Annotated in this window: 14 protein-coding genes; 2 read left to right on the forward strand and 12 right to left on the reverse strand. The window is 68.6% G+C overall.

The window, feature by feature from the left end; translation table 11 throughout:
• From PMI01_RS15395 to PMI01_RS15440, 10 genes are all read right to left on the reverse strand, one after another.
• Positions 1 to 249, reverse strand: a 249-nt coding sequence (locus PMI01_RS15395) for a biotin/lipoyl-containing protein (protein ID WP_007670583.1), incomplete at its 3' end; no start/stop codon positions are given.
• A gap of 87 nt (positions 250 to 336) precedes the next feature.
• Positions 337 to 3,300 carry a 2-oxoglutarate dehydrogenase E1 component gene (locus PMI01_RS15400; RefSeq protein WP_007670584.1) on the reverse strand — a complete coding sequence of 988 codons (2,964 nt, stop codon included), beginning with the start codon at positions 3,298 to 3,300 and terminating at the stop codon, positions 337 to 339.
• A 166-nt stretch (positions 3,301 to 3,466) separates the two neighbouring features.
• Positions 3,467 to 4,351, reverse strand: coding sequence for a succinate--CoA ligase subunit alpha (gene sucD, locus PMI01_RS15405; RefSeq protein WP_007670585.1), 885 nt, complete (start codon positions 4,349 to 4,351; stop codon positions 3,467 to 3,469).
• On the reverse strand, positions 4,352 to 5,551 hold the full coding sequence (sucC, locus tag PMI01_RS15410) for an ADP-forming succinate--CoA ligase subunit beta (RefSeq protein ID WP_007670586.1): 1,200 nt from the start codon (positions 5,549 to 5,551) through the stop codon (positions 4,352 to 4,354).
• A 230-nt stretch (positions 5,552 to 5,781) separates the two neighbouring features.
• Positions 5,782 to 7,425 (reverse strand): alpha/beta hydrolase, encoded by a 1,644-nt coding sequence (locus PMI01_RS15415; protein WP_007670587.1) that lies wholly within the window; start codon positions 7,423 to 7,425, stop codon positions 5,782 to 5,784.
• 68 nt (positions 7,426 to 7,493) lie between these two features.
• Positions 7,494 to 10,883, reverse strand: coding sequence for a glycosyltransferase (locus PMI01_RS15420; protein ID WP_238537067.1), 3,390 nt, complete (start codon positions 10,881 to 10,883; stop codon positions 7,494 to 7,496).
• A 69-nt stretch (positions 10,884 to 10,952) separates the two neighbouring features.
• Positions 10,953 to 12,251, reverse strand: coding sequence for a spinster family MFS transporter (locus PMI01_RS15425; RefSeq protein ID WP_007670590.1), 1,299 nt, complete (start codon positions 12,249 to 12,251; stop codon positions 10,953 to 10,955).
• A gap of 95 nt (positions 12,252 to 12,346) precedes the next feature.
• Positions 12,347 to 14,593: a TonB-dependent receptor gene (locus PMI01_RS15430; protein WP_007670592.1), complete on the reverse strand. Its 2,247-nt coding sequence runs from the start codon at positions 14,591 to 14,593 to the stop codon at positions 12,347 to 12,349.
• Between the two features lie 196 nt (positions 14,594 to 14,789).
• The gene (locus PMI01_RS15435) at positions 14,790 to 15,512 is read right to left on the reverse strand and encodes a TetR/AcrR family transcriptional regulator (protein WP_007670594.1); all 723 of its coding nucleotides are present in this window, start codon (positions 15,510 to 15,512) and stop codon (positions 14,790 to 14,792) included.
• Positions 15,513 to 15,593: 81 nt separating this feature from the next.
• Entirely contained in the window at positions 15,594 to 16,148 is a 555-nt protein-coding gene (locus tag PMI01_RS15440; RefSeq protein ID WP_007670596.1) for a DUF2306 domain-containing protein, read from the reverse strand.
• A 146-nt stretch (positions 16,149 to 16,294) separates the two neighbouring features.
• Between PMI01_RS15440 and PMI01_RS15445 the strand changes: the two genes are divergently transcribed.
• The gene (locus PMI01_RS15445) at positions 16,295 to 17,041 is read left to right on the forward strand and encodes a LytTR family DNA-binding domain-containing protein (RefSeq protein ID WP_007670597.1); all 747 of its coding nucleotides are present in this window, start codon (positions 16,295 to 16,297) and stop codon (positions 17,039 to 17,041) included.
• 79 nt (positions 17,042 to 17,120) lie between these two features.
• Here PMI01_RS15445 and PMI01_RS15450 read toward each other — a convergent pair whose 3' ends face one another.
• Together PMI01_RS15450 and polA are read right to left on the reverse strand one after the other, a co-directional pair.
• Positions 17,121 to 19,043, reverse strand: coding sequence for a methyl-accepting chemotaxis protein (locus tag PMI01_RS15450; RefSeq protein ID WP_007670598.1), 1,923 nt, complete (start codon positions 19,041 to 19,043; stop codon positions 17,121 to 17,123).
• Between the two features lie 295 nt (positions 19,044 to 19,338).
• Entirely contained in the window at positions 19,339 to 22,275 is a 2,937-nt protein-coding gene (gene polA / locus PMI01_RS15455) for a DNA polymerase I (protein WP_007670600.1), read from the reverse strand.
• 163 nt (positions 22,276 to 22,438) lie between these two features.
• On the opposite strand from polA, the gene PMI01_RS26115 reads away from it, so the two are divergent.
• The coding region (locus PMI01_RS26115) for an energy transducer TonB (RefSeq protein ID WP_193352452.1) at positions 22,439 to 23,483 on the forward strand (1,045 nt) is incomplete at its 3' end.

Genomic DNA, 23,483 nt, shown 5'->3' on the forward strand with positions numbered 1-23,483 from the left:
GGCGGTCGCCGCGCCGCCTTCGGTCACCACGCCCAGCACGGTCCCGGGAACCACGGTCGCGCCTTCCTCGGCGCTGATCGAGACCAGGACGCCGTCGGCCGGGGCCACGACTTCGAGGCTGACCTTGTCGGTTTCCAGTTCGACGAGCAGTTCGTCCTTCTTCACCGCCTCCCCGGCCTTCTTGGTCCAGCGCGCCACCGTCGCTTCGGTGACGGATTCGCCGAGGGCGGGGGTCATGATGTCGGCCATGTGGGGTTCCGATGTCTCTTCTGGGTTCGGTTCGTAGTCTTGGCCCGCCCTCGTCCTTCGGCAAGCCTGGGACGGGGGCGGCGGGATTTAGGCGAAAGCTTCGGTGAGGAAGTTTTCAAGTTCCTTCAGGTGGCGGCTCATCATGCCGGCGGCCGTCGAGGCCGAGGCGGGACGACCCACGTAGCGGGCGCGCTTGGCCTTGACGTCCAGGCGGTCGAGGCTGAGCTCGAGCCACGGATCGACGAAGGTCCAGCCGCCCATGTTCTTGGGCTCTTCCTGGCACCAGACCAGTTCGGCGTTCTTGAAGCGGCCGAGCACGCCCAGCACCGACTTCAGCGGCCACGGATAGAACTGCTCCAGGCGCACGATGTAGACGTCGTCACGGCCGGCCTTGGCCCGGGCGTCGATCAGGTCGAAATAGACCTTGCCCGAGCAGGCGATGACGCGGGTGATCTTGTCGTCGCTCTTCAGCGTGATCCCGCCGACGTCACAGCCGGCCTCGGCCCCGTCGATCATCACGCGGTGGAAGCTGGAGCCCTCGGCCATGTCGGCCAGGTTGGAGACCGCCTTCTTGTGGCGCAGCAGGCTCTTGGGCGTCATGACGATCAAGGGCTTGCGGAACTCGCGGTGCATCTGGCGACGCAGGGCGTGGAAGTAGTTGGCCGGGGTCGTGAGGTTGACCACCTGCATGTTGTCCTCGGCGCACGACTGCAGGAAGCGCTCCAGGCGGGCCGAGCTGTGCTCGGGGCCCTGGCCTTCGTAGCCGTGCGGCAGCAGCATGGTCAGGCCGCTCATCCGCAGCCACTTGCGCTCGCCCGAGCTGATGAACTGGTCGATGACCACCTGGGCGCCGTTCACGAAGTCGCCGAACTGGCCTTCCCACAGGGTCATGGTGTTCGGGTCGGCCAGCGAGAAGCCGTACTCGAAGCCCAGCACCGCCTCTTCCGACAGGGCCGAGTCGATGACTTCGTAGTGGGCCTGGCCCGGACGGATGTTGTTGAGCGGCGTGTAGTGCTCTTCAGTCGTCTGGTCGATGATGTCCGAATGGCGCTGGGTGAAGGTGCCGCGCACGCTGTCCTGGCCGGACAGGCGGACGGGGAAGCCCTCGTCGAGCAGGGTGGCGAAGGCCAGGTGCTCGGCGGTGCCCCAGTCGATGTTCTCGCCCTTCTCGATCGCCTCGCGGCGGTTGTCGATGACCCGCTTGACGGTCTTGTGGGCGTTCAGGCGCTCGGGGATCGTGGTGATCTGGCGGCCGATCTCGAGCAGCTTGGTCTTGGCGACGTCGGTCTTGCCCCGGCGCTCTTCGTCGCCGGGCAGGGCCAGGCCCTTCCACTTGCCGTCCAGCCAGTCGGCCTTGTTGGCCTTGTAGGCCTTGCCGGCGTCGAATTCCTTGTCGAGGAAGGTCTCGAACTCGGTCACCCAGCCGTCGACTTCGGCTTGCGAGGCCACGCCCTCGGCGATCAGCCGGCGGCCGTAGATCTCGCGGGTCGAGATGTGGTCCTTGATCTTGGCGTACATCAAGGGCTGGGTCATCGTCGGGTCGTCACCTTCGTTGTGACCGAACCGGCGGTAGCAGAACATGTCGATGACCACGTCCTTGGCGAACATCTGACGATACTCGGTCGAGACCTTGGCCGCGAAGACCACGGCCTCGGGGTCGTCGCCGTTGACGTGGAAGATCGGGGCTTCGACCATCAGCGCCACATCCGAGGGATAGGGCGAGCTGCGCGAATAGCGCGGGTTGGTCGTGAAGCCGATCTGGTTGTTGACGATGAAGTGGATGGTGCCGCCCGTGCGGTAGCCCTTCAGGCCCGACAGGGTGAAGCACTCGGCCACCACGCCCTGGCCGGCGAAGGCCGCGTCGCCGTGCAGCAGCAGCGGCAGCACGTGGCCGCGACCGGCGTCGGGCTGTTCGCGCAGGGTGAAGGCCTGCTTGGCGCGGGCCTTGCCGATCACCACCGGGTTGACGATTTCCAGGTGCGACGGGTTGGCGGTCAGCGACAGGTGGACCTTGTTGTCGTCGAACTCGCGGTCCGACGAGGCGCCCATGTGGTACTTGACGTCGCCCGACCCCTCGACGTCCGAGGGCAGGCTGGTGCCGCCCTGGAACTCGTGGAAGATCACGTGGTAGGGCTTGCCCATCACGGCGGCCAGCACGTTGAGGCGGCCGCGGTGCGGCATGCCCAGGACGATGTCCTTCACGCCCAGCGAACCGCCGCGCTTGATGATCTGCTCCAGCGCCGGGATGCAGGCTTCGGCGCCGTCGAGACCGAAGCGCTTGGTGCCGGGGAAGCGCTTGTGCAGGAAGCGTTCGAAGCCCTCGGCCTCGATCAGCTTCTTGAGGATGGCGACCTTGCCCTCCTTGGAGAACACGATCTCCTTGTCGCGGCCCTCGATGCGCTCCTGCAGCCAGGCCTTCTCGGCCGGGTCGGAGATGTGCATGTACTGCACGCCGACATTGTCGCAGTAGGTGCGGCGCAGGATCGACAGGATCTCGCGGATCGTCGAGGTCTCGAGGCCCAGCACGAAGTCGAGGAAGATCGGACGGTCGTAGTCGGCTTCCGAGAAGCCGTAGGTCGAGGGGTCGAGCTCGGGGGCCGAGGCCTTGGGCTCCAGGCCCAGCGGGTCGAGGTTGGCGGCGAGGTGGCCGCGCATCCGGTAGGCCCGGATCATCATGATGGCGCGCAGGCTGTCCAGCGTGGCGGCGCGGACGGCTTCGGCCGAGGTGCCCGGAGCCTTGGCCTCGATGGCCTTGGTCATCTTGGCTTCGACGGCGGGGGCCACGGTCGGCCACAGGCCGTCGATGGCCGACAGCCATTCGGGGCGGACGGCCGGCGCCTGCCGGGGCGTCCAGGCCGGGTCCTGCGCGGCGCGCTTGACCTGGTCGGCCTGGTCCGAGAGCGTGGCGAAGAACGCGGCCCAAGAGGGCTCGACCGAAGCGGGGTTCTCCGCCCACCGGGCGTAGAGATCCTCGACGAAAGCCGCATTGGCTCCGTAGAGGAATGAGGTCTCGGTCAAGACCTGATTGATGATACCCGCGTCGTCCGCCATCGTGTTCGCCTTAAGATCCGTTACGCACCCGTAGCCCAGGGCCGTAAATATAGTCTCTCATTCACCGGGCGCCCGCCGATCGGCGGGGCCCAGGTGATTTTTTCGGATCGTCGACTGGCGGTCGGAAAAACCTGGGCCCCGCGTGGGGCGGGGTTTCGGTGTCGTCTTAGCCCTTGAGCACCTCGAGCAGGGTCTCGCCCAGGCGCGCCGGCGACGGCGAGACGCGGATGCCCGCGGCCTCCATCGCTGCGATCTTGTCTTCCGCGCCGCCCTTGCCGCCCGAGATGATCGCGCCGGCGTGGCCCATGTGACGGCCGGGAGGCGCCGTGCGGCCGGCGATGAAGCCGACCATGGGCTTCTTGCGGCCGCGACGGGCTTCGTCGGCGATGAACTGGGCGGCTTCCTCTTCGGCCGAGCCGCCGATCTCGCCGATCATGACGATCGACTTGGTGGCTTCGTCGGCCAGGAACAGTTCCAGGATGTCGATGAACTCGGTACCCTTGACCGGGTCGCCGCCGATGCCGACGGCCGTGGTCTGGCCCAGGCCCGCATTGGTGGTCTGGAACACGGCTTCATAGGTCAGGGTGCCCGAGCGCGAGACGACGCCGACCGAGCCGTTCGAGAAGATCGAACCCGGCATGATGCCGATCTTGCACTGGTTCGGGGTCAGGACGCCGGGGCAGTTGGGGCCGATCAGGCGCGACTTGCTGCCTTGCAGGGCCTTCTTCACCTTGACCATGTCCAGCACCGGAATGCCTTCGGTGATGCAGATGATCAGCGGGATTTCCGCGTCGATGGCTTCCAGGATCGAGTCGGCCGCGAAGGGCGGCGGGACGTAGATCACCGAGGCGTCGGCGCCGGTGGCTTCGCGCGCTTCGCCGACCGTGTCGAACACCGGCAGGCCGATGTGGGTCTGGCCGCCTTTGCCGGGGGTGACGCCGCCGACCATCTTGGTGCCGTAGGCGATGGCCTGCTCGGAGTGGAACGTGCCCTGGGCGCCGGTGATGCCCTGGCAGATGACCTTGGTTTCAGAACCGATGAGGATCGACATTTAGCGAGCACCCTTCACGGCGGCGACGATCTTTTCGGCGCCGTCGGACAGATCGTTGGCGGCGATGACGTTCAGGCCGCTTTCCGAGATGATTTTCTTACCCAGTTCGACGTTCGTGCCCTCGAGGCGCACGACCAGCGGAACCGTCAGCCCGACTTCCTTCACCGCGGCGATGACGCCCTCGGCGATGATGTCGCAGCGCATGATGCCGCCGAAGATGTTGACCAGGATGCCTTTGACGGCCGGGTCGGCGGTGATGATCTTGAAGGCCGCGGTGACCTTCTCCTTGCTGGCGCCGCCGCCGACATCGAGGAAGTTGGCCGGCTCGGCGCCGTACAGCTTGATGATGTCCATGGTGGCCATGGCCAGGCCCGCGCCGTTGACCATGCAGCCGATTTCGCCGTCCAGGGCGATGTAGGCGAGGTCGAACTTGCTGGCTTCGATTTCCTTGGGGTCTTCCTCGGTCTCGTCGCGCAGCTCGCGGATGTCCGGGTGGCGGAACAGCGAGTTGCCGTCGAACGACACCTTGGCGTCCAGGACCCGCAGGTGGTCGTCGGCGGTGACGATCAGCGGGTTCACTTCCAGCATGGCCATGTCCTTGGCCAGGAACGCCGCATAGAGCTGGTTGAGCAGGGTGGCGGCTTCCTTGGCGAGGCCGCCGGTCAGGCCCAGGGCCTTGGCCAGGGCGCGCGCGTGGGTCGGCCAGACGCCGGTCGCCGGGTCGATCGAGAAGCTGTGGATCTTCTCGGGGGTGTCGTGGGCGACGTCCTCGATGTCCATGCCGCCTTCGGTCGAGGCGACCACCGAGACCATCGAGGTCTCGCGGTCGACCAGCAGCGACAGGTAGAATTCCTTGGCGATGGCCGCGCCTTCCTCGATGTAGAGGCGGTTGACCTGCTTGCCCTTGGGACCGGTCTGGTGGGTCACCAGCACGCGGCCGAGCATTTCCTCGGCCGAAGCCTTGACGTCGGCGACCGACTTGACGACGCGGACGCCGCCCTTGGCGTCGGGGCCGAGGCCCTCGAACTTGCCCTTGCCGCGGCCACCGGCGTGGATCTGGCTTTTAACGACGAACACCGGACCACCCAGCTTTTCAGCGGCGGCGACGGCCTCCTCGACGGTGAAGGCGGGATAGCCGCGCGGAACTGGGGCGCCGAACTCCGCGAGGACGGCTTTGGCTTGGTGTTCGTGAATGTTCATGAGGGACCGGTCTCGACGACGGCTTCTGAAATGTGGCCGGGTTATAGGAGCGTGATTTCGCAGGCGCAACCGCGCTTGGACCGAATAGCCGCCTCTTGCGTAAAAGTGGGCTGGAGTCGTCCATGCTCGGAACGGGTTGGACTTTTCCCGCGACCGCGAACTTCCCGGACGTAACCCCGCCTGTTCAGGGAGCTCCTGGGTCGCGCGACTACGTTACCGCTACCACGAGGTCAATTCGACCCGCCCGGGCCCCGACCGACCGGCGGAACACTGGTCGGCGGTTTCGCGCCCGGTCGGGCGACCGCGTACATCTCCCAGGCGATCTGGTCGAGCAGGGCCCGGTCGTCGTCGCCGACCACATAGAGGTCGAAGTGGGTGCGGCCCTCCAGGTAACGGAAGTCGGTCTTCGCCCCCAGCCCCTTCATCACCGCCTCCAGCCGATGGGCCGCGCCGTCCAGATAGAAGGTGTCGGCCGTGCCGACGATCAGGTGGACCTTGCCGTCCAGGTCGGGTTTCAGGGCCGGCCAGTCGCGCTTCAGCCGCTCGGCGATGTCGTAGTGGTCGCGCCAGTAGGCGGCGACGACGGGATCGACCGCGCCGGTCGCCCGGTCGAACATCGGCATCGGCCGGCCGTCGGGGCCGCGCGGCGAGAACACCCAGTCGAACGAGCGCATCTGGCCGCCGTACTCGCCCAGCGCCTCTTCCATCAGGGTGGCGTCGCGCGACGAGGCCAGGACCTTGCCCTTGTCGCGGGCGATCGGCCAGGTCGAGCCGTCGGGCTTGAAATAGAGGTTGGCGCCCGGCGCGTAGAGGTCGACGCCGCTGAAGTCGTGGAAGTCGCTGGAGTCGGGCGAGGTCGACCACGTGCCGCCGAACACCTTCGGATAGCGGGTCTGCAGCCACAGGGTCGCCCAACCGCCGGAGGAGTGGCCGTTGAGGAAGCGACCGCTGGCCTTGGCGTCCATGCGCCAGTGCTTCTCGAGGTCGGGGATCAGCTCCTGGGTCAGGGCCGCGCCCCACGGGCCGTTGTTGACGCCGTCGGCGAACTCGTGCGTGCCGGTGGCGCTGCTCTCGTCCAGCAGCACCCAGATCATCGGCGGCGTCCTGCCCTTGGCCATGCCGTCGAACACGCTCGCCCCGACGCCGACCAGCGAGTTGGCGGTGCCGCCGAAGCCGGTGGTGTAATAGACGGTCGGATAGCGGTCCTTGCCGGCCTCGTAGCCCGGCGGCGTCACCACCCAGCCCTTCAGGGTGATCGGCCGGCCCCAGAACGCGCTGAGCGCCGGGCTGACGAAGGCGATCTCGTGGGCGTGCGGCCGCAGCGCGACCCGCAGCGCGCGGCGCGTCTCGGAGACGCTGGCCGGCAGGTTCCAGGGATCGGTCACCGGCTCGACGGTTTCCAGGGTCAGCTTGACCCCGGCCGCCAGCGGCAGCTTCAGCTCGACCACCGGGCTGACCAGGTCGCCCGGGCCCCGGCTGTTATAGTTGTAGCTGTGGTTCTGATCGAGCACGGCCTGCACGGCGTAGTCGCCGGGCGGCAGCTGGGAAAAGGCCTGGGGCGCGGCGATGCCGTCCAGGTCGATGTCGATCACCGCGCCAGGCTGGACGGTGGCGACCTCGCGAGCCGAGATGTTGCCCTTCTCGGCCCCGAACAGGTCAGGTTCGACCCGGGTGACCTTGCCGTCCTTGGCGGCCGCCTTGGCCACGGCCAGCGGCTGGGCGAAGACCAGCAGGCGGCCCGAGACCGGCGTCTGGATTTGCGGGCCGAGCTGGACCTGGAGGATCGGATGCCCGCCCGTCGGCGCCTCCGCCGCGAAGGCGCCGGCCCCGCTCGCCGTCGCCAACATCAGGGCCGCCGCTATCGCCGCTCGCATGGTTTCTTCCCGCTCTGGTTTTGACCAAAGCTAGGCCACGACGGCGGCGGGCTGGCAAGCCTGAGGCCCTACCCTCCGGTCTTGACCGTGGCCGTGGCCCGGCGCTCCAGCTTGCCCCAGCCGACCCGGCCGCCGCGCGCGGCGGTCAGCACCGACTTGACGACGACATAGTACATCAGCTGCCGGTAGCCAAAGCGCTGCACCGGCAGATAGGGCAGGTCGGCCCACGGCGCGCGCTTCTCCAGGGCCATGCCCAGGGCCCCGGCCGACAGGTCGACCAGGATGAACACCGCCCAGTACAGCAGACCCCGGATGGTGTCGTCGGGCGACCACTCCACCGGATGGGCGATCGCGCCGTAGACGCCGGAGATCAGGCTCCAGACCACCGCCAGGTCGACCAGCGGCGCGGCGACGGCCAGCAGGATCTGGAACAGCCAGATCTGCGGCAGGGCCACGAAACCCAGGGCCGGGGTCTTTGGATTGAACAGCGCCGCCCGGTGCTTCCAGACGCATTGCAGGGTGCCGAACGACCAGCGGAAGCGCTGCTTGAGCAGGCCGGCGACGGTGTCGGGCGCTTCGGTATAGGCCCGGGCGTCGGGATCGAAGGCCACCTTCCAGCCGGCCCGCTGGCAGGCGATGGTCAGGTCCTGGTCCTCGGCCAGGGTGTCGGACGGATAGCCGCCCAGCTCGTCCAGCACGCTCTTGCGCCAGGCCCCGACCGCGCCCGGCACCACCGTCACCGCGCCCAGGGCCGACAGCGCCCGGCGCTCCAGGTTCTGGGCGGTGACATATTCCAGAGCCTGCCAGCGGGTGACGATGTTGAGGCGGTTGCCGACGATGGCGTTGCCGGCCACCGCGCCGATGGTCGGGTTGGCGAACCAGCGCATCAGCCGGCCGATGGTCTTGGGCGGGAACAGGGTGTCGGCGTCCAGCGCCACCACATACTCGCCCTTGGCCACCGCCAGGCCGCGATTGACCGCCCGCGCCTTGCCGCCGTTCTCGAAGCTCAGCAGGGTGACGCGCGGGTTGTCGCCGTGGGCCTTGCGAACCTCCTCGGCGGTGGCGTCGGACGAGCCGTCGTCCAGCACCAGCACCTCGAGGTTCTTCCAGTCGGACTCCAGGATCCGCGCCACCGAGGCGGCGATCACCTTCTCCTCGTTGAAGCAGGGGATCAGCACGCTGACCAGCGGGCCGTTCTCGCTGTCCGCGTCCTGCGGCGTCACGGCCGTCCAGCGGTGGACCAGGGCCAGGCAGGCCAGGAACACCAGCCGCGCCAGGCCCAGGGCGATGGCGGTCAGGAACAGGGCGGTGAGCGCGGTCTTCAGTGCACGGAACAAGCCGAAGCCAACCCGGTCCAGGGTCAGGGCCACCGGGTCGCGATCGCTGACCGGCATCACCTGGGCGGGCGTCATGCCGGCCAGCTCGCCGACCGTCACCAGGCGGTAGCCTCGGGCCCGGATGGCGTCGATCAGGCCCGGCAGCGCCGCGACGGTGTTGGCCCGGTTGCCGCCGGCGTCGTGCAGCAGCACCACCTGGCCTGGCCGGTCGCCGGGATGGTCGAGGCGCTCCAGCGTGCGGTCGATGATCGTCTGGGACGGCGGCTTCTGCCAGTCGTCGGGGTCGATGCGCAGGCCGACGACCAGGTAGCCCAGGGTCTGGGCGATCACCAGCGGCGCCACCTCGTGCGGGGTCGAGGGCTCGGCGTCGCCGAAGAACGGCGGACGGAACAGCCGCATCGAGCGGCCGGTGATCACCTCGAACAGGCGCTGGGTGGCGTTCAGCTCGACGTCGGTCTGGGCGATGGGGATTTCGCCGATATTGGGGTGGGTCCAGGTATGGCTGCCGACGTCGTGCCCCTCGGCCACCGCCCGCTTCACCAGGTCGGGCCGGGTCTGCATGTTCTCGCCGATGACGAAGAAGGTGGCCGGCGCCCGCTTCTCCTTCAGGATGTCGAGGATCTTGGGAGTCCAGCGGGCGTCGGGGCCGTCGTCGAAGGTCAGGGCCACCAGGCCCGGCTTCTGGCCGTAGCGCTCGATGACGTAGGAACTGGGGATGGCGTCGTAGCTCTGGTCGGCGATCAGGCCGGTGTCGGGGTCGAAGGTCAGGGTGCGCTTGCCGGGGGTGGGCAGGGCCGAGACCCGCAGCACCTCGCCGCCGCCGTCGAAATCGACGCTCTGGCCGGCCGGAATCCGCGTCAGGGCGGCGGCCGAAGCCTGGCCGTAGGGCTTGCCCAGCACGCTCCAGACACCGGGGTCCTCCATGCCCATCCGCCACAGACCATAGCCGCGCGGCCGCCAGCCGTCGGTGACCTTGACCTGGTTGAACAGGGTCGTGGCGTCCAGGAACCACACCCGGTGCTTGCTACCGCTGTCGTCGACATAGTCGTAGGTCGGGTTCAGCGCGTTCTCGTCCATGGCGATGTCGGCGCCGGCGTCCTGGGCGTTGCGCATCGCCTCGTGGAAGGTCACCGCGTCGCCGGCGACCGGCTTGCCGCCCGCCGCCTTGCCCCCCTCTTTTCCTTGGGCGAGCGTCCAGTCGTAGCCGTAAGCGCCCAGGGCGAGGATGGCGCGGGCCGGGTCCAGCTGCGCGAAGTCCTTGGCCAGTTCGGTCTCGTACCAGTCCTGGCCGGCGTTGGGGCCCGGGTCGCCGCCGGCGTAGTGCTGGTCGTAGGCCATCAGCACCAGGGTGTCGGCGGCGTCCTGCAGGCGCTTCAGCGGCCAGCCCTGGCCGTCGAACGGCGCGGTGACCCACACCTCGCGGCCCTGGGGCTTCAGGACGGCGCGCGCCTCGTCCAGCAGCTTGGGATAGTTCGCCAGGCCCTTGTCCGACAGGTTCTCCAGGTCGAAGACATAGCCGCCGTAGCCGCGCTTGACGGCCAGGTCGGCCAGGTTCGCCACCAGCTTGCGGCGAGCGGCCGGGTCGGCCAGCAGGGCGTCGGCCAGCGGGCCGTCGAACTTGGCGTTGGCCGAGTTGTGGACCAGCGGCAGCACGGCCGGATGGTTGGGCGCGGCGGCGATGCGGGCCACGCCCTGCGGATCGTCGTCCACCACCACGTCGCCAGCCGAGCCCTTCAGCGCCACCCACTGGGGCGAGACCACGTCCAGCTTGTCGATGTTGCGGCGCAGGGACTCGCGGGAGTCCTCGTCCCAGCTGACGTAGAAGCCGACGCTGATCGGGCGGGCGGGCCCGGCCCCGGGCGCGGCGGCCGGATGGGGCACCTTGCGCCAGGCCAGGTTCGGCTTCAGCCGATGGGCCGTCGCGTCGTGCAGGGACGACAGGACGTGCGGGTCCTTCAGCGTCACCGACGGCAGGCGCGGGGCGAAGGCCAGGGTGGCCAGGAAGGCGGCGACCACCGCGGCCAGGGCCGACAGGGTGATCCCCAGCACCAACCGCATTCGCCGGTCCCGGCGTCCGGAGGGGTCGTGGAAGATGTGCCGGTCGTCGCCGCCCATGGTCATAGTCCCGCGTTCGTCAGCGCGCTCTTGTAACCTGAACGTGTCGGAACGGTGGCGCTCCGATCGGCGCGGCTACTCGACCCAGTCGCGCTTCAGCCGCAGCGAGGCCAGGATCAGCAGTATGGCGCTCAGCACGTAGAAGCCCAGACCGAAATAGAGCGCGTGGCGCATCGACTCCGCCCCGTAGCGCGGGGCCAGCAGATCGGAGACGTAACCGAAGAACCACAGGCCCACCGCCAGGCCCAGAAGGTTGTTGATCAACAGGAACAGGGCCGAGGTGGTGGTCCGCATCGAGGCCGGGGCCAAGTGCTGCACGGCGGCGATCACCGGACCCAGCCAGGCTAGGTTGAGGCCGGTGGGGATCAGGAACAGCAGGAAGGCCCAGACCAGCGAATGGACGTTCATGGCCAGCAGGAAGCACGGCAGGGCCACCAGGAAACAGAGCGCCGGGGCCAGGGCGTAGGCGGCCTTGTTGCGCGTCCCGAACCGGTCGGCCAGCACGCCGCCGAACCAGATGCCGGCCACGCCGCCGATCAGCGACAGGGCGCTGTAGAACATCGCCCGTTCGGTCAGGTCCAGGCCGAAGCTGCGCTGGAAGAAGGTCGGCAGCCAGAAGGCCACGCCGTAGCCGCAGATCGACGAGGAGGCCGCGCCGAAAGCCAGCAGCCAGAAACTGGGCTTGGGCAGGATCGTCGCCAGCACCTGGCCCATGCCGGGGGCCTTGGGCGGCGTGGCGGGAACCGCGGCGCCGTCCTCGCGATCCATGCCGCCGCGCGCCGGGTCCTTGACCACCCACTTGAAGACTGGGGCCAGCACCACGCCGGCCAGGCCGACGGCGATGAAGGCGAAGCGCCAGTTGACATAGGCGGCGATCAGCCCGCCGAACAGCACGCCCAGCGCCGTGCCCAGCGGGATGCCGAAGGAATAGACCGCCAGGGCCCGGGCCCGCTGCGACTTGGGGAAATAGTCGCTGATCAGCGAATAGGCCGGGGCCACGCCGCCGGCCTCGCCGATCCCGACCCCCATCCGCGACAGGAACAGCGACCAGAAGCCGCCCGCGAAGCCGCAGGCGACGGTAAAGCCGCTCCAGATGGTCAGGGCGGCGGTCATGATCCAGGTGCGGCTGACCCGGTCGGCCAGCCAGGCGATCGGCACGCCCAGGGTGGTGTAGAGGGCCGCGAAGGCCACCCCGCCCATCAGGCCCAGCTGGGTGTCGGTCAGGTTCAGCTCGGCCTTGATCGACCCGGCCAGGATGCCGAGGATCTGCCGGTCCAGGAAGTTGAAGGTGTAGGCCAGGATCAGCATCGCCAGCACGACGTAGCGGTAGCGTGGGCCACGGCCGGCCGGGGTGTCGCTCTGCCTGTCGCTCATCGAGAAGGGTCCGCCCGCGATTCGTGTCGCCGATAGAGAAACGGCGACGGCCTGTTGCAGCAAGCCGTCGCCGAGTCGTGGAGGGTCGAGAAGGTTTAGAACTTCACCTCGAGCGAGGCGGAGTAGGTGCGCGGCGGGCCGTAGAAGCCGATCACCGAGTTGTTGTAGGTGGGTACGCCGAAGTTATAGCCACCGATGCGATAGCGCTCGTCGGTCAGGTTCTTGCCCGCCACCGAGATCTTGTAGCGGCCACTGTCGGGCGCCCAGCTGGCGGTCAGGTCCACCAGGGTGAAAGCCTTCTGGTCGAGCAGCGGCAGCGGCAGCTCGAACTGCTGGTAGCTGTCGCGATAGCTGACCATCGGGGTGATCATCAGTCGGCCACCGGCGAGGTCGCCCTGCCAGGTCAGGCTGACATTGCCCGTCCATTCCGGCGTGTTCTGGAAGCCGTACAGGTCGGCGACGTTGACGATCTGGCCGCCGGCCGGGATCGTTTGCGACGGGTTCACCGGGTTCGGCGCGCCCGCCGGCACGAAGCGGCTGAAGGTGTCGTACTTGGCGTGGATGTAGCCCAACGCCACCGTGCCCGAGAGGTTGGCGCTGAACTTGGCCTGGGCCTCGAACTCGGCGCCGTAGAGGGTGGACGAACCGGCGTTGTCGACCGAACTGGCGATGCCGCTGGGCACCACGACCTGGGTGGTGACCTGCTGGTCCTTGTACTTCGACAGGAAGACGGCCGAGGCGAACGACAGGCGGCGGTCGAACAGGTAGCCCTTCAGGCCCGCCTCGTAGGCGTTGACCACTTCGGGCTGGTAGCCGTCGACCGTCTGCGGGGTCAGGAAGGCGTCGCCGCGCATGTCCCAGCCGCCCGATTTGTAGCCCTTGGAGTACGAGATGTAGGTGTTCAGGTCGTCGGTCAGCTCGTAGGAAGCCGACAGCCGCGGGGTGAACTGCTCGAAGGTCTTCTCGGCGCTGTAGTTGGTGCGCACCTGCAGGATCGGGCGCGGCGTGCCGCCCTGATAGGGGGTGGGCGTGGCGCCGAGATAGAAGAGGCGGAAGGTGTTGCTGCGCTTGTGGTCGCGGGTGGCGCGGGCGCCCAGCGAGACCTTGAACCGGTCGGTGAAGTTGGCGCTGACGTCGAAGAAGGCCGCGAAGCTCTGGGTGCTGACCTTGCCGCCGTCGGCGATGGCCACGCCCAGATTGCCGGCGATGGTGTCGAACTCGCCCGAGGCCTGGCTGTTCATGTAGTAGAGGCCGAACACGCCCTGGACGTTTTCGTCGGCGTAGACGGCCTGCAGCTCCTGCGAGAACGAGCGGTCGTCGTAGGTGGCCGGCACATCGAGGGTCGGCAGCGGCGTGCCGTCGAAGTCGATGTGGGTGTCCGTGTGGCCCTTGCGGCTGGCGGTGATCGACTTGAGCGTCAGATATTGGCTCGCCGCCCAGGACCCGGTCAGCGACACGCCTTCGGTCTCGACCGAGTTGTCGTCGCTCAGGCCCGCCTGGGTGTCATAGACGTCCAACACCTTGTAGCCGCCGACCAGGGCCGGCAGTTCGCGGTGACCGTGGCGGGCGTTGGAGTCGTCCTTCACCTTGTCGTAGGCCAGGCGGAAGAACAGGGCGTCGGTCGGGGCGTATTCGGCGCTGAGGCGATAGGCCTGGACGTCCTTGTTGTACTGGTCGTTGCCGCTGGTCAGGTTCTTGCCGTAGCCGTCACGCTTGTAGAGCGCGTAGGCGCCGCCCACCGACAGGCCGCCGCCGACCGGGGTCTGGCCCGAGACCAGCAGGTCGGTCTGGTTGTAGGATCCGTAGGTCCCCTTGATCCTGGCGCCGGCCTCGTCGCCCAGCTTGTTGGTCACGTACTTGATGGCGCCGCCGATGGTGTTGCGGCCGTACAGCGTGCCCTGCGGGCCACGCAGCACTTCAATGCGCTGGACGTCGAACACGTCCAGCACCGCGCCCTGCGGGCGGTAGATGTAGACGTCGTCGACATAGAGGCCGACGCCGGGCTCGTAGCCCCACAGCGGGTCCTGCTGGCCGATGCCGCGGATGTAGGAGATCAGGGTCGAGTTCGAGCCCCGCGCGGTCTGCACGGTGATGTTCGGCGTCGTCTGCGACAGGGTGGTGATGTCGTTGGCGCCCTGGCGCTCCAGGGTCTCGGCGCTGAAGGCCGAGACGGCCACCGGCACGTCCTTGAGGGTTTCCTCGCGGCGACGGGCTGTGACGACCAGTTCCTCGACCGAAGCGGAATTGGCGCCGGCGGGCGTTTGATCTTGAGCCGTCGCGACCGTGGCCGTCGCGGACCAGGCCGCGCCCGCCATCAAGGCGAACTTGAGCATCGTTTTCATTGGGTTTCCCCTCCCCTATGCGTTCCGTCCCGTGCCGGACGGCCCCGCTGAACGGACGCACTTCCCGGCGCTCGCGAATTCATTGCCCCGCGAATTGGAGAGCACTGTCACCCAGACGCGAGTTTCGCGCTAGTCTTTTTTCACTAAGTGATGAAATGACGGTTCCACGGTCCCGCGAAGCCGGGAAAGGTGAGAATCAGGCCTTTGGCGCGCGGTCGATCACCGCCTCGAAGCCGGCGGCGCAGTAGGCGAACAGCCGGGCCCGCACCGCGCCCAGGTCGCTGGAATGGCACTGGCCCTCGGACAGGGAGTCGATGCGGCCGGTCTCCGACAGGGCCAGCATCATCGAGCCGGTCAGGAACTGGTAGCTCCAGTAGAGGTCGCGATACTCCGCGTCCGGACGAACGACCTTCAGGGTCTCGACCAGGCGATGGACGACCGGGTCGAAGAACCGCGCCATGGTCTCGCCGCCCCAGGCGGGGGTGTTGTTCACCTGCGCCACCAGGGCGAAATAGCTCTTCCAGCCCTGGCCGCCGTCCTGCGAGATGCGCAGCAAGGGCTCGATGAAGGCCTCGATCACCCCCTCGACGGTCATCCGGCCGGCGTGGCTCTTCTCGTAGGCGTCCATCGACAGACCGCGGGCGGTGTTGAGGATCTCGGCCCGGCGCAGGAACACCGCGTCGAACAGTTCGCGCTTGGCGCCGAAATAGTAGTGGATCAGGGCGGTGTCGACGCCGGCCTCGGCCGCCACCTGGCGGATGGTCACCCCGTGGAAGCCGTGGCGCGCGAACAGCCCCTCGGCGGCGTCGAGGATGGTCTCCTTCAGGTCCCGGCCGGCGGCCTTGGACGGCCGGCCCCGTCCGGCCGCCTTTGCCCGAGGGGTAGGCTGGGCTCGGGGGGCACGAACTTGCGACGTCATATTTCTGCGATCCGCGCGTTGCTTGACCGTTCGTAGGCCCAGCCCGGCCGATGTGGCAAGCGCAGCGCGTTTCGTCCGAGGTCAGCCGAACACGATCCGCCACATCAGCCGGCCGGGCAGGAAGGCCGCCGCGCCCGCGATCAGCAGGCCGCCGACGAACAGGCCGGTCATCGTCCGCCCGTGCAGGCGGATGTTGTGCTTGCGGGCCGCGAACACCCCCATGGGCAGGGCGATCAGGGTCCAGCCGGCGAACAGGTGCAGGAAGCTGAACGCCCCGTTGGCCCGATGGATGAACAGCGACGAGATCGCCGCCGTCGCCATGGCGATCACCCAGGTCCAGCCCAGCGTCCGGTGGACCGTATCGCCCTTCACGCCCAGCATCAGCACGATCCCGACCACCAGGGCGGCGCTCACCGCCGCCACGTGGAGGCGGATCTGGATCGGCGCGACCGCCAGCAGGCCGAAATCCGGCGCGTGCAGGTGGCCGGCCAGGTGGGTGAACTGGTTCCAGATGGCGACCGGCCCCACGCCTCGCGCCGCGCCCGCCGCCAGGACCAGGGCCACCGTCACGGCCAGGCCGATGAGCAGCGTGCGCAGAAAGCGGACCGGACCGATTGACACTTGGGTGTCGGACATCTTGTTTCTCCCGATGCGATCGCGCCGCTTTGGGCGATCAAGGTCGAATCCGGCTTAGGACCGACAGGCTCGGGGGTCATTCGAAGGTGCGTGGAAAGCCGTCTGGAGTTCGTGGATGGCGATGGGCCGCCGTTGGCGAAGCGTCAATGGCGGCGTTCCTGAAGCGTTTGGGCCTGCGCCGCCTGGTCCGCACCCTGGCGGTCGCGGTCGTGGCCGGCCTGTTCCTGGCCCTGATCGGCGCCCTGGGCAGCGGCGGCGTGCCGCTGGTTCCCCGGTTGATCTATTGGATCGGACTGTCGGTGCTGGGGGCGATCGTCGGCTCGGTCCATATGAGCCTGCTGGGCGAGGCGTCGCTGGGCGTTCAGTCGCCGTGGCTGCGCGGACTGGTCATCGTCACGGTGCTGACGCCGATCTTCATGCTGCTGAACTGGCTGCTGTCGGGCCGGCCCGCCCTGACCTCGCACAATCTGGGCCCCTATCTCGGCGTCACCCTGGTGATGACCAGCGGCATGACCGCCCTGATGATGCTGGCCGGCCACCGCGCGGCCCTGACCCACGCCGCTCCGCCGGCGGCGGCGCCGCCCCGTTTCCTCGAACGCCTGCCCCCGCGCCTGCGCGGCGGCGACATCTACGCCGTCGAGGCGCAGGACCACTATCTGCGCCTGCACACCTCGAAGGGGCAGGACCTGATCCTCTTGCGGCTGTCCGACGCCGTGGCCGAGCTGGAGGGCATCGAGGGGGCCCAGACCCATCGCTCGTGGTGGGTGGCCAAGGACGCCGTGGAGCAGGCCCGGCGCGGCGACGGTCGCGCCACCCTGACCCTGAAGAGCGGCGTCGAGGCCCCGGTCAGCCGGGCCTATGCCCGGGCGTTGCGCGAGGCGGGCTGGTACTGAGCCCGAACGAAAGGGGCCCCTCGATCGCCGAGGAGCCCTTGCTGTTTCGCCGATGGGTCTTTGCTGATCGGTCGCCGGATCAGAACTCTTCCCATTCGTCGTTCCTGACCGCCACCGCCGCGCCGCCGCGGGACGGCGCGGGACGGCCCGGGCGGACCGAGGTGTTGGGGCGGGCCGGAGCGCTGCCGCGCGAGGCCGGCGCGGCGGCTTCGGCGCCGACCCGGAAGCGGCCGACCAGGGTCGACAGCTGACTGGCCTCGCCCTTCAGCGAATGGGCGGCGGCGGTGGCTTCTTCGACCATCGCGGCGTTGCGCTGGACGACCTGGTCCATCTGGTTGACGGCGGTGTTGACCTGGTTCAGGCCGGTGGCCTGCTCGGTGGCCGACGCCGAGATCTCGTTGACCAGGGTGTCGATCGAGGCGACCTGGTCGACGATCCGCCGCAGCGCCTCGCCGGTCTGGCCGACCAGGGCCACGCCGGCCCCGACCTGCTGGGTCGAGGTCGAGATCAGGGTCTTGATCTCCCGGGCCGCTTCGGCCGAACGCTGGGCCAGGGCCCGCACTTCCTGCGCCACCACCGCGAAGCCGCGGCCGGCGTCACCGGCTCGCGCCGCTTCGACGCCGGCGTTCAGCGCCAGCAGGTTGGTCTGGAAGGCGATCTCGTCGATCACCCCGATGATCTGGCTGACCTGGTTGGACGAAGTCTCGATCTCGGTCATGGCGCTGACCGCCTGGCCGACGATCGTGCCGGACTTCTCGGCGTCGCTCCGGGCGACGGCGACGACGGTCGAGGCTTCCTTGGCGCCGGAGGCGGTCTTGCGCACCGTGGCGGTGATCTCGTCCAGGGCGGCGGCGGTCTCTTCCAGGCTGGCGGCCTGTTGCTCGGTGCGGCGCGACAGGTCGTCGGAGGCCACGGCGATCTCGTCGGCGCCGCTGTTGACCCCGCCCGTGGCGGCGGCGATGGCCTTCATCGCGTCCTGCATGCGGTCGGCGGCGGCGTTGAAGTTGGACTTCAGGCTCTCGGCCTTGGGCGAGAACGGAATGGTGATGCGGTGGGTCAGGTCGCCGCCCGCCAGGCGGTCCAGCGCCTCGTTCAGGGCGGCGATGTTGACCGAGTCGCTGCGCTCGACCTCGGCCTTCTCGCTGGCCACGGCGGCGCGCTCGGTGTCGGCGGCCTGGCGCTGGCTGGCGGCGGCGCCCTCGATGCGGATCTTCTCGATCGCCGCTTCTTTGAAGTGGGCGACGGCGGCGGCCATCTGGCCGATCTCGTCCCGGCGGCCGGCGGCCGGAATGTCGACGCCGTTGTCGCCCGAGGCCAGGCGGCGCATGGCCGCCGTCATGGCCGCCACGGGGCCGGCGATGGCGCCGGTCAGCAGCAGGCCGCCGCCCAGGGCGACGGCGATGGTGACGCCGATGCCGATCATCAGGGCCAGCTTGGCGTGCAGGGAGGCCTTCTTCTGCGCGGCCGCCTCGGCGACGACGATGGCCTCGGACTGCTTGACGATCGCCTCGATGGCGTTCTCGACCGGCTCGACGGCCTTGTCGGCGACGCCGTCGTGCTTGACCAGTTCAACCGCCTGCGGACGGGTCGCCGGATCGCGACCGAGGGTCTCGCCGGGCGAGATGGCCTGGGTGCGGTAGCTGGCATAGGCGGCGTCGACGTCGGCGATGCGCGCCAGGTCGGCCTCGTCGCCATTGGCCAGCTTGCGCAGGTCGTCCAGGGCGGCCAGGAACTTGGGCTTGTGGGCCTCTTCCAGCCGTTTGACGTAGTAGTCGTCGCCCGAGAGCAGGAAGCCTCGCAGCGAGTTTTCCTGGCGGGTCAGGCGGAAGGCGGCGGTGTCGGCGGCGCGCAGCGATTCGTGGGCCCGTCCGGTGCGATCGACCGAAGCCTCGTATCCCCGCTGATTGGCGTAAAGCGTCACGCCCATCACCGCGATCGCGGTCAACATGACGGCGAAGACCGCCAGAAGCTTGTGGGGGATTTTCAGATCGCCAAGGTTCACGGCCGCTCTCCGTTATGGACCACGAGCGCGAAAACTTCAGAGACCACGGGTATTTAGAACGTCCGAAAGCACGCGTCGCAGTCCCAGCTCTGCGGCGCGCGCGGTTTCCACGACATTAACCGTAGCGTGGCGGAAGGTCGCACCTGCGCCCCACAGGACCCTTCCGTCGGCTGGCCGAAGCCCCTCCGCGACATCCAAGATTGCACGGTCAAAGGGCTTGGGACATTTCCCTTACGTAAGGCTCTACCGGAGGCGGCGTGCGCGCAGGAGCAAAAATTATTTGCTCCAGAGCCCCCTAGTGGGCCTCGTCCCAGTTGGCGGCGGCCCGGGCCTCGACGGTCAGCGGCACCGAAATGGCCACCGCCGGCTCGGCGGCGCCCTGCATGATCTCGCGGGCGACCTCGATCGTGGCCTGCGCCTCGGCCTCGGGGGCCTCGAACACCAGTTCGTCGTGCACCTGCAAGAGCATCTTCGACGACAGCCCCGCCGCCTTCAGCGCGCCCGGCATCCGGACCATGGCCCGGCGCATGACGTCGGCCGCCGCGCCCTGGATCGGGGCGTTGATCGCCGCCCGCTCGGCGAACTGCCGGTGGGCCACCGACTTGCCGCCGATGTCGGGGATGTTGATCTTCCGGCCGAAGATGGTGGTGACGTAGCCGTGCTCGCGCACGAAGGCCTTGGTCGCCTCCATATAGGCCTGGATGCCCGGGAAGCGCTCGAAATAGGTCTTGATATAGGCCCCGGCCTCGCCCTGCGGAATCGACAGCTGGTTGGCCAGGCCAAAGGCGCTGATGCCGTAGACGATGCCGAAATTGATGGCCTTGGCCCGGCGGCGCACCTCGCTGGGCATGCCCTCGATCGGCACGTTGAACATCTCCGACGCGGTCATGGCGTGGATGTCCAGGCCCTCCTGGAAGGCCTTCTTCAACTGCGGGATGTCACCGATATGGGCCAGCAGGCGCAGCTCGATCTGGCTGTAGTCGGCGCTGATCAGCACCTTGCCCGGCGCGGCGATGAAGGCCTTGCGGATCTTGCGGCCTTCCTCGGTGCGGATCGGGATGTTCTGCAGGTTGGGGTCGGACGACGACAGCCGCCCGGTGGTGGTGGCCGCCAGGGCGTAGGAGGTGTGGATCCGGTTGCCGCCCCCCGGCGCGATCGCGGCGATCAGGTTCTCGGTATAGGTGCCCTTCAGCTTGGACAGCTGGCGCCAGTCCAGCAGCACGCGCGGCAGCTCGTGCTCGAGGGCCAGGGCTTCCAGCACGTCGCTGTCGGTGGACCACTGGCCGGTGGCGGTCTTCTTGCCGCCCTTCAGGGCCATCTCGCCGAACAGCACGTCGCCGATCTGCTTGGGGCTGCCCAGGTTGAAGGGGCGGCCGACCAGTTCCTGGGCCTTGGCCTCGAACTCGGCCATGCGCATCGAGAACTCGTTGGAGAGCCGCCGCAGGGTCTCCGGATCAACGCGGACGCCGTCGTTCTCCATCGCCGCCAGCACCTTGGGCAGCGGACGCTCCAGGGTTTCGTAGACGGTCAGCAGGCCCTCGCGCGCCAGCCGCGGCTTGAGCACGTTGTAGAGCCGCAGGGTGACGTCGGCGTCCTCGGCGGCGTAGGCCGTGGCCTCGGCCAGACCCACGTGCTTGAAGCTGATCTGGCCCTTGCCGGAGCCGGCGACCTGCTTGAAGGGAATGGGCTTGTGGCCCAGCCACAGCTCCGACAGCTCGTCCATGCCGTGGCCGTGCAGACCGGCCTCCAGCACGTAGCTGATCAGCATGGTGTCCTCGATCGGACCCACGTCGATCCCGTGGCGGGCCAGGACGGCGATGTCGTACTTGGCGTTCTGGGCCACCTTCAGCACCGCCGGGTCCTCCAGCAGCGGCTTGAGGGCGGCGATCGCCTGGTCCAGCGGCACCTGCACCAGGTCGGCGGCCGCCTCCAGCGCCAGGCCGTCCTTCTCGCAGTGGCCGACCGGGATGTAGCAGGCCTCGCCCGGCGCGATGGCCAGGGAGACGCCGCACAGGCCGGCGGTGGCCGAGGACAGGGCGTCGGTCTCGGTGTCGAAGGCGACGATCCCCTTGGCCGTGGCCTTGGCGACCCAGGCGTTCAGGGTCTCGAGGTCCTGGATGCGGACATAGGTCGCGGTGTCGATGCTCGCCGGCTCGGCGACCGGATTGGCGGCCGCCCGGGCGGCGGCGCCCATGTACGACACGCCCAGCACCGGAGCGGTCGGCGTGGCGGCCGGACGGTCCCCCAGCCCTTGGCCAAGGATGCGGGGCGCGGCCGAGGCGTTGCCGTCGCCGACCCGGCGGGCCAGGGAGCGGAATTCCATCAGCTCCAGGAAATCGGCCAGCACCTGCTTGTCCGGCTCGCGCACGGTCAGGTCGTCGATCGGCTCGGGCAGCGGCGTGCCGCAGTCCAGCTGGACCAGCTGTCGCGACAGGCGGATCTGGTCGGCGAACTCGATCAGGGTCTCGCGGCGCTTGGGCTGCTTGATCTCGCCGGCCCGGGCCAGCAGCGTATCGAGGTCGCCATATTCGTTGATCAGCTGGGCGGCGGTCTTGATGCCGATGCCCGGCGCGCCCGGAACATTGTCGACGCTGTCGCCGCACAGCGACTGCACGTCCACGACCCGCTCGGGATAGACGCCGAACTTCTCGAACACCTGCTCGCGGTCGATGCGCGCGCCCTTCATCGGGTCGAACATCGACACGCCTTCGCCGACCAGCTGCATCAGGTCCTTGTCGGAGCTGACGATCACCGCCTCGCCGCCCAGGTCGCGCGCGGCGCACGAATAGGCGGCGATCAGGTCGTCGGCCTCGTAGCCGGCCAGCTCGATGCTCGGCACGCCGAACGCCCGGGTGGCGTCGCGGACCAGGGCGAACTGCGGGATCAGGTCCTCGGGCGGCGGCGGGCGGTGGGCCTTGTACTTGTCATAGAGCTGGTTGCGGAAGGTCTTCTCCGAATGGTCGAAGATCACCGCCAGGTGGGTGGGCGCGTCGCCCTGCATGTCGCGCAGCAGCTTCCACAGCATGTTGCAGAAGCCCTGCACCGCGCCGACTGGCAGGCCGTCGCTCTTGCGGGTCAGGGGCGGCAGCGCGTGGTAGGCGCGGAAGATGTAGGCCGAGCCGTCCACCAGGAACAGCCGCACGGCCGGTCCGTCCTGGGTCAGGGGACGGGCGGCGCCTTCTTCACCAGGGATGGGAGCGGCGGCGGAATCAGGCGCGAGCGTGTCGGTCATGACGGGCAAGATAGGCGGTCGCGGGCCGCACGGGAACACCCTCGGACACGATAGCGGGGGACTGGCGCGCCCCGCCGGAAAGCCCTAGATGCTCAACTTCAGGCCGTAGGGGATGCGCGTCTGAGAGGTCCGGGGGGAAAGCATGAAGGTCTGGGGTTTGGCGATGATGTCCGCCCTCGCGCTGGCAGGCGCCGCGGCGGCGCAGGACGCGCCGAAGGACGAGGTCCGGCAGGTCACCGCGCGCCAGGTGACGCCGACCGAGATCGCCGCCACCTATCCCAAGGCCGCCGCCGATCAGAAGGTCAGCGGTGGGGCGGTGCTGGACTGCACCGCCGACGACCAGGGCCGCGAGGTCGATTGCCGCATCTTCAAGGAAGACCCCGAGGGCCTGGGCTTCGGCGAGGCCGCCATGGCCCTGGTGACCAAGGAGCGGGTCAAGACGAAGGACCGCAATGGCCAATCCATCGTCGGCCGGCGCTTCCTCACCAACTTCCGGTGGCTCGCGCCCGGCGACTCCAATCCCGACTGGATGAAGAAGCCGACGGCCCAGGATCTGGGGGCGGTTTTCCCCGTGGCGGCGGCCAAGAAGGGCGTCGATGGCTCCGCCAGCATCAAGTGCCAGCTCAGCATCGAGGGCTTCCTGCAAAAATGCGTGGTGGCGAGCGAGACGCCACCCGGCCTGGGCTTTGGCTTGGCCGCCCTGCAGCTGGCGCCGCAGTTTCGCATGACGCCCAAGATCCGCGGCGGCAAGCCGGTGGTCAGCGACGACGTGGTGATCCCGATCGTCTGGAAGGGCTTTCGTAGCGACAGCCTGCCCAGGGGAGGCGGCAACGGGCTGGTGCTGGACCCGCCGTGGGACGCCACGCCCAGCGCCGAGCAGGTTCGCGCCGCCTGGCCAGCCAACGCCAAGGACGCCGGCACCGGCCAGGTCGCCTTGCGTTGCGGGTTCGACAAGACTGGTGGCCTGACCCGCTGCGACATCATCTCCGAACTCCCGGCCAATCGCGGATTCGGCAAGGCGGCCAGGTCCCTGGTCGACAATTTCAGGGTCCACTTCAATCCCGACCAGAAGAAGGATCTCGACGACTATGCCGTCGATGTGCCCTTCCGCTTCCGCGATCCAGCCAGTCCCGAAGCCCGCAAGGTCACCAAGCCCCGATGGATCAGGACCCTGACAGCCGACGGCATGGCGGCTGTCTATCCGCAGG

The sequence above is a fragment of the Caulobacter sp. AP07 genome, assembly GCF_000281955.1.
GTDB lineage: Bacteria > Pseudomonadota > Alphaproteobacteria > Caulobacterales > Caulobacteraceae > Caulobacter.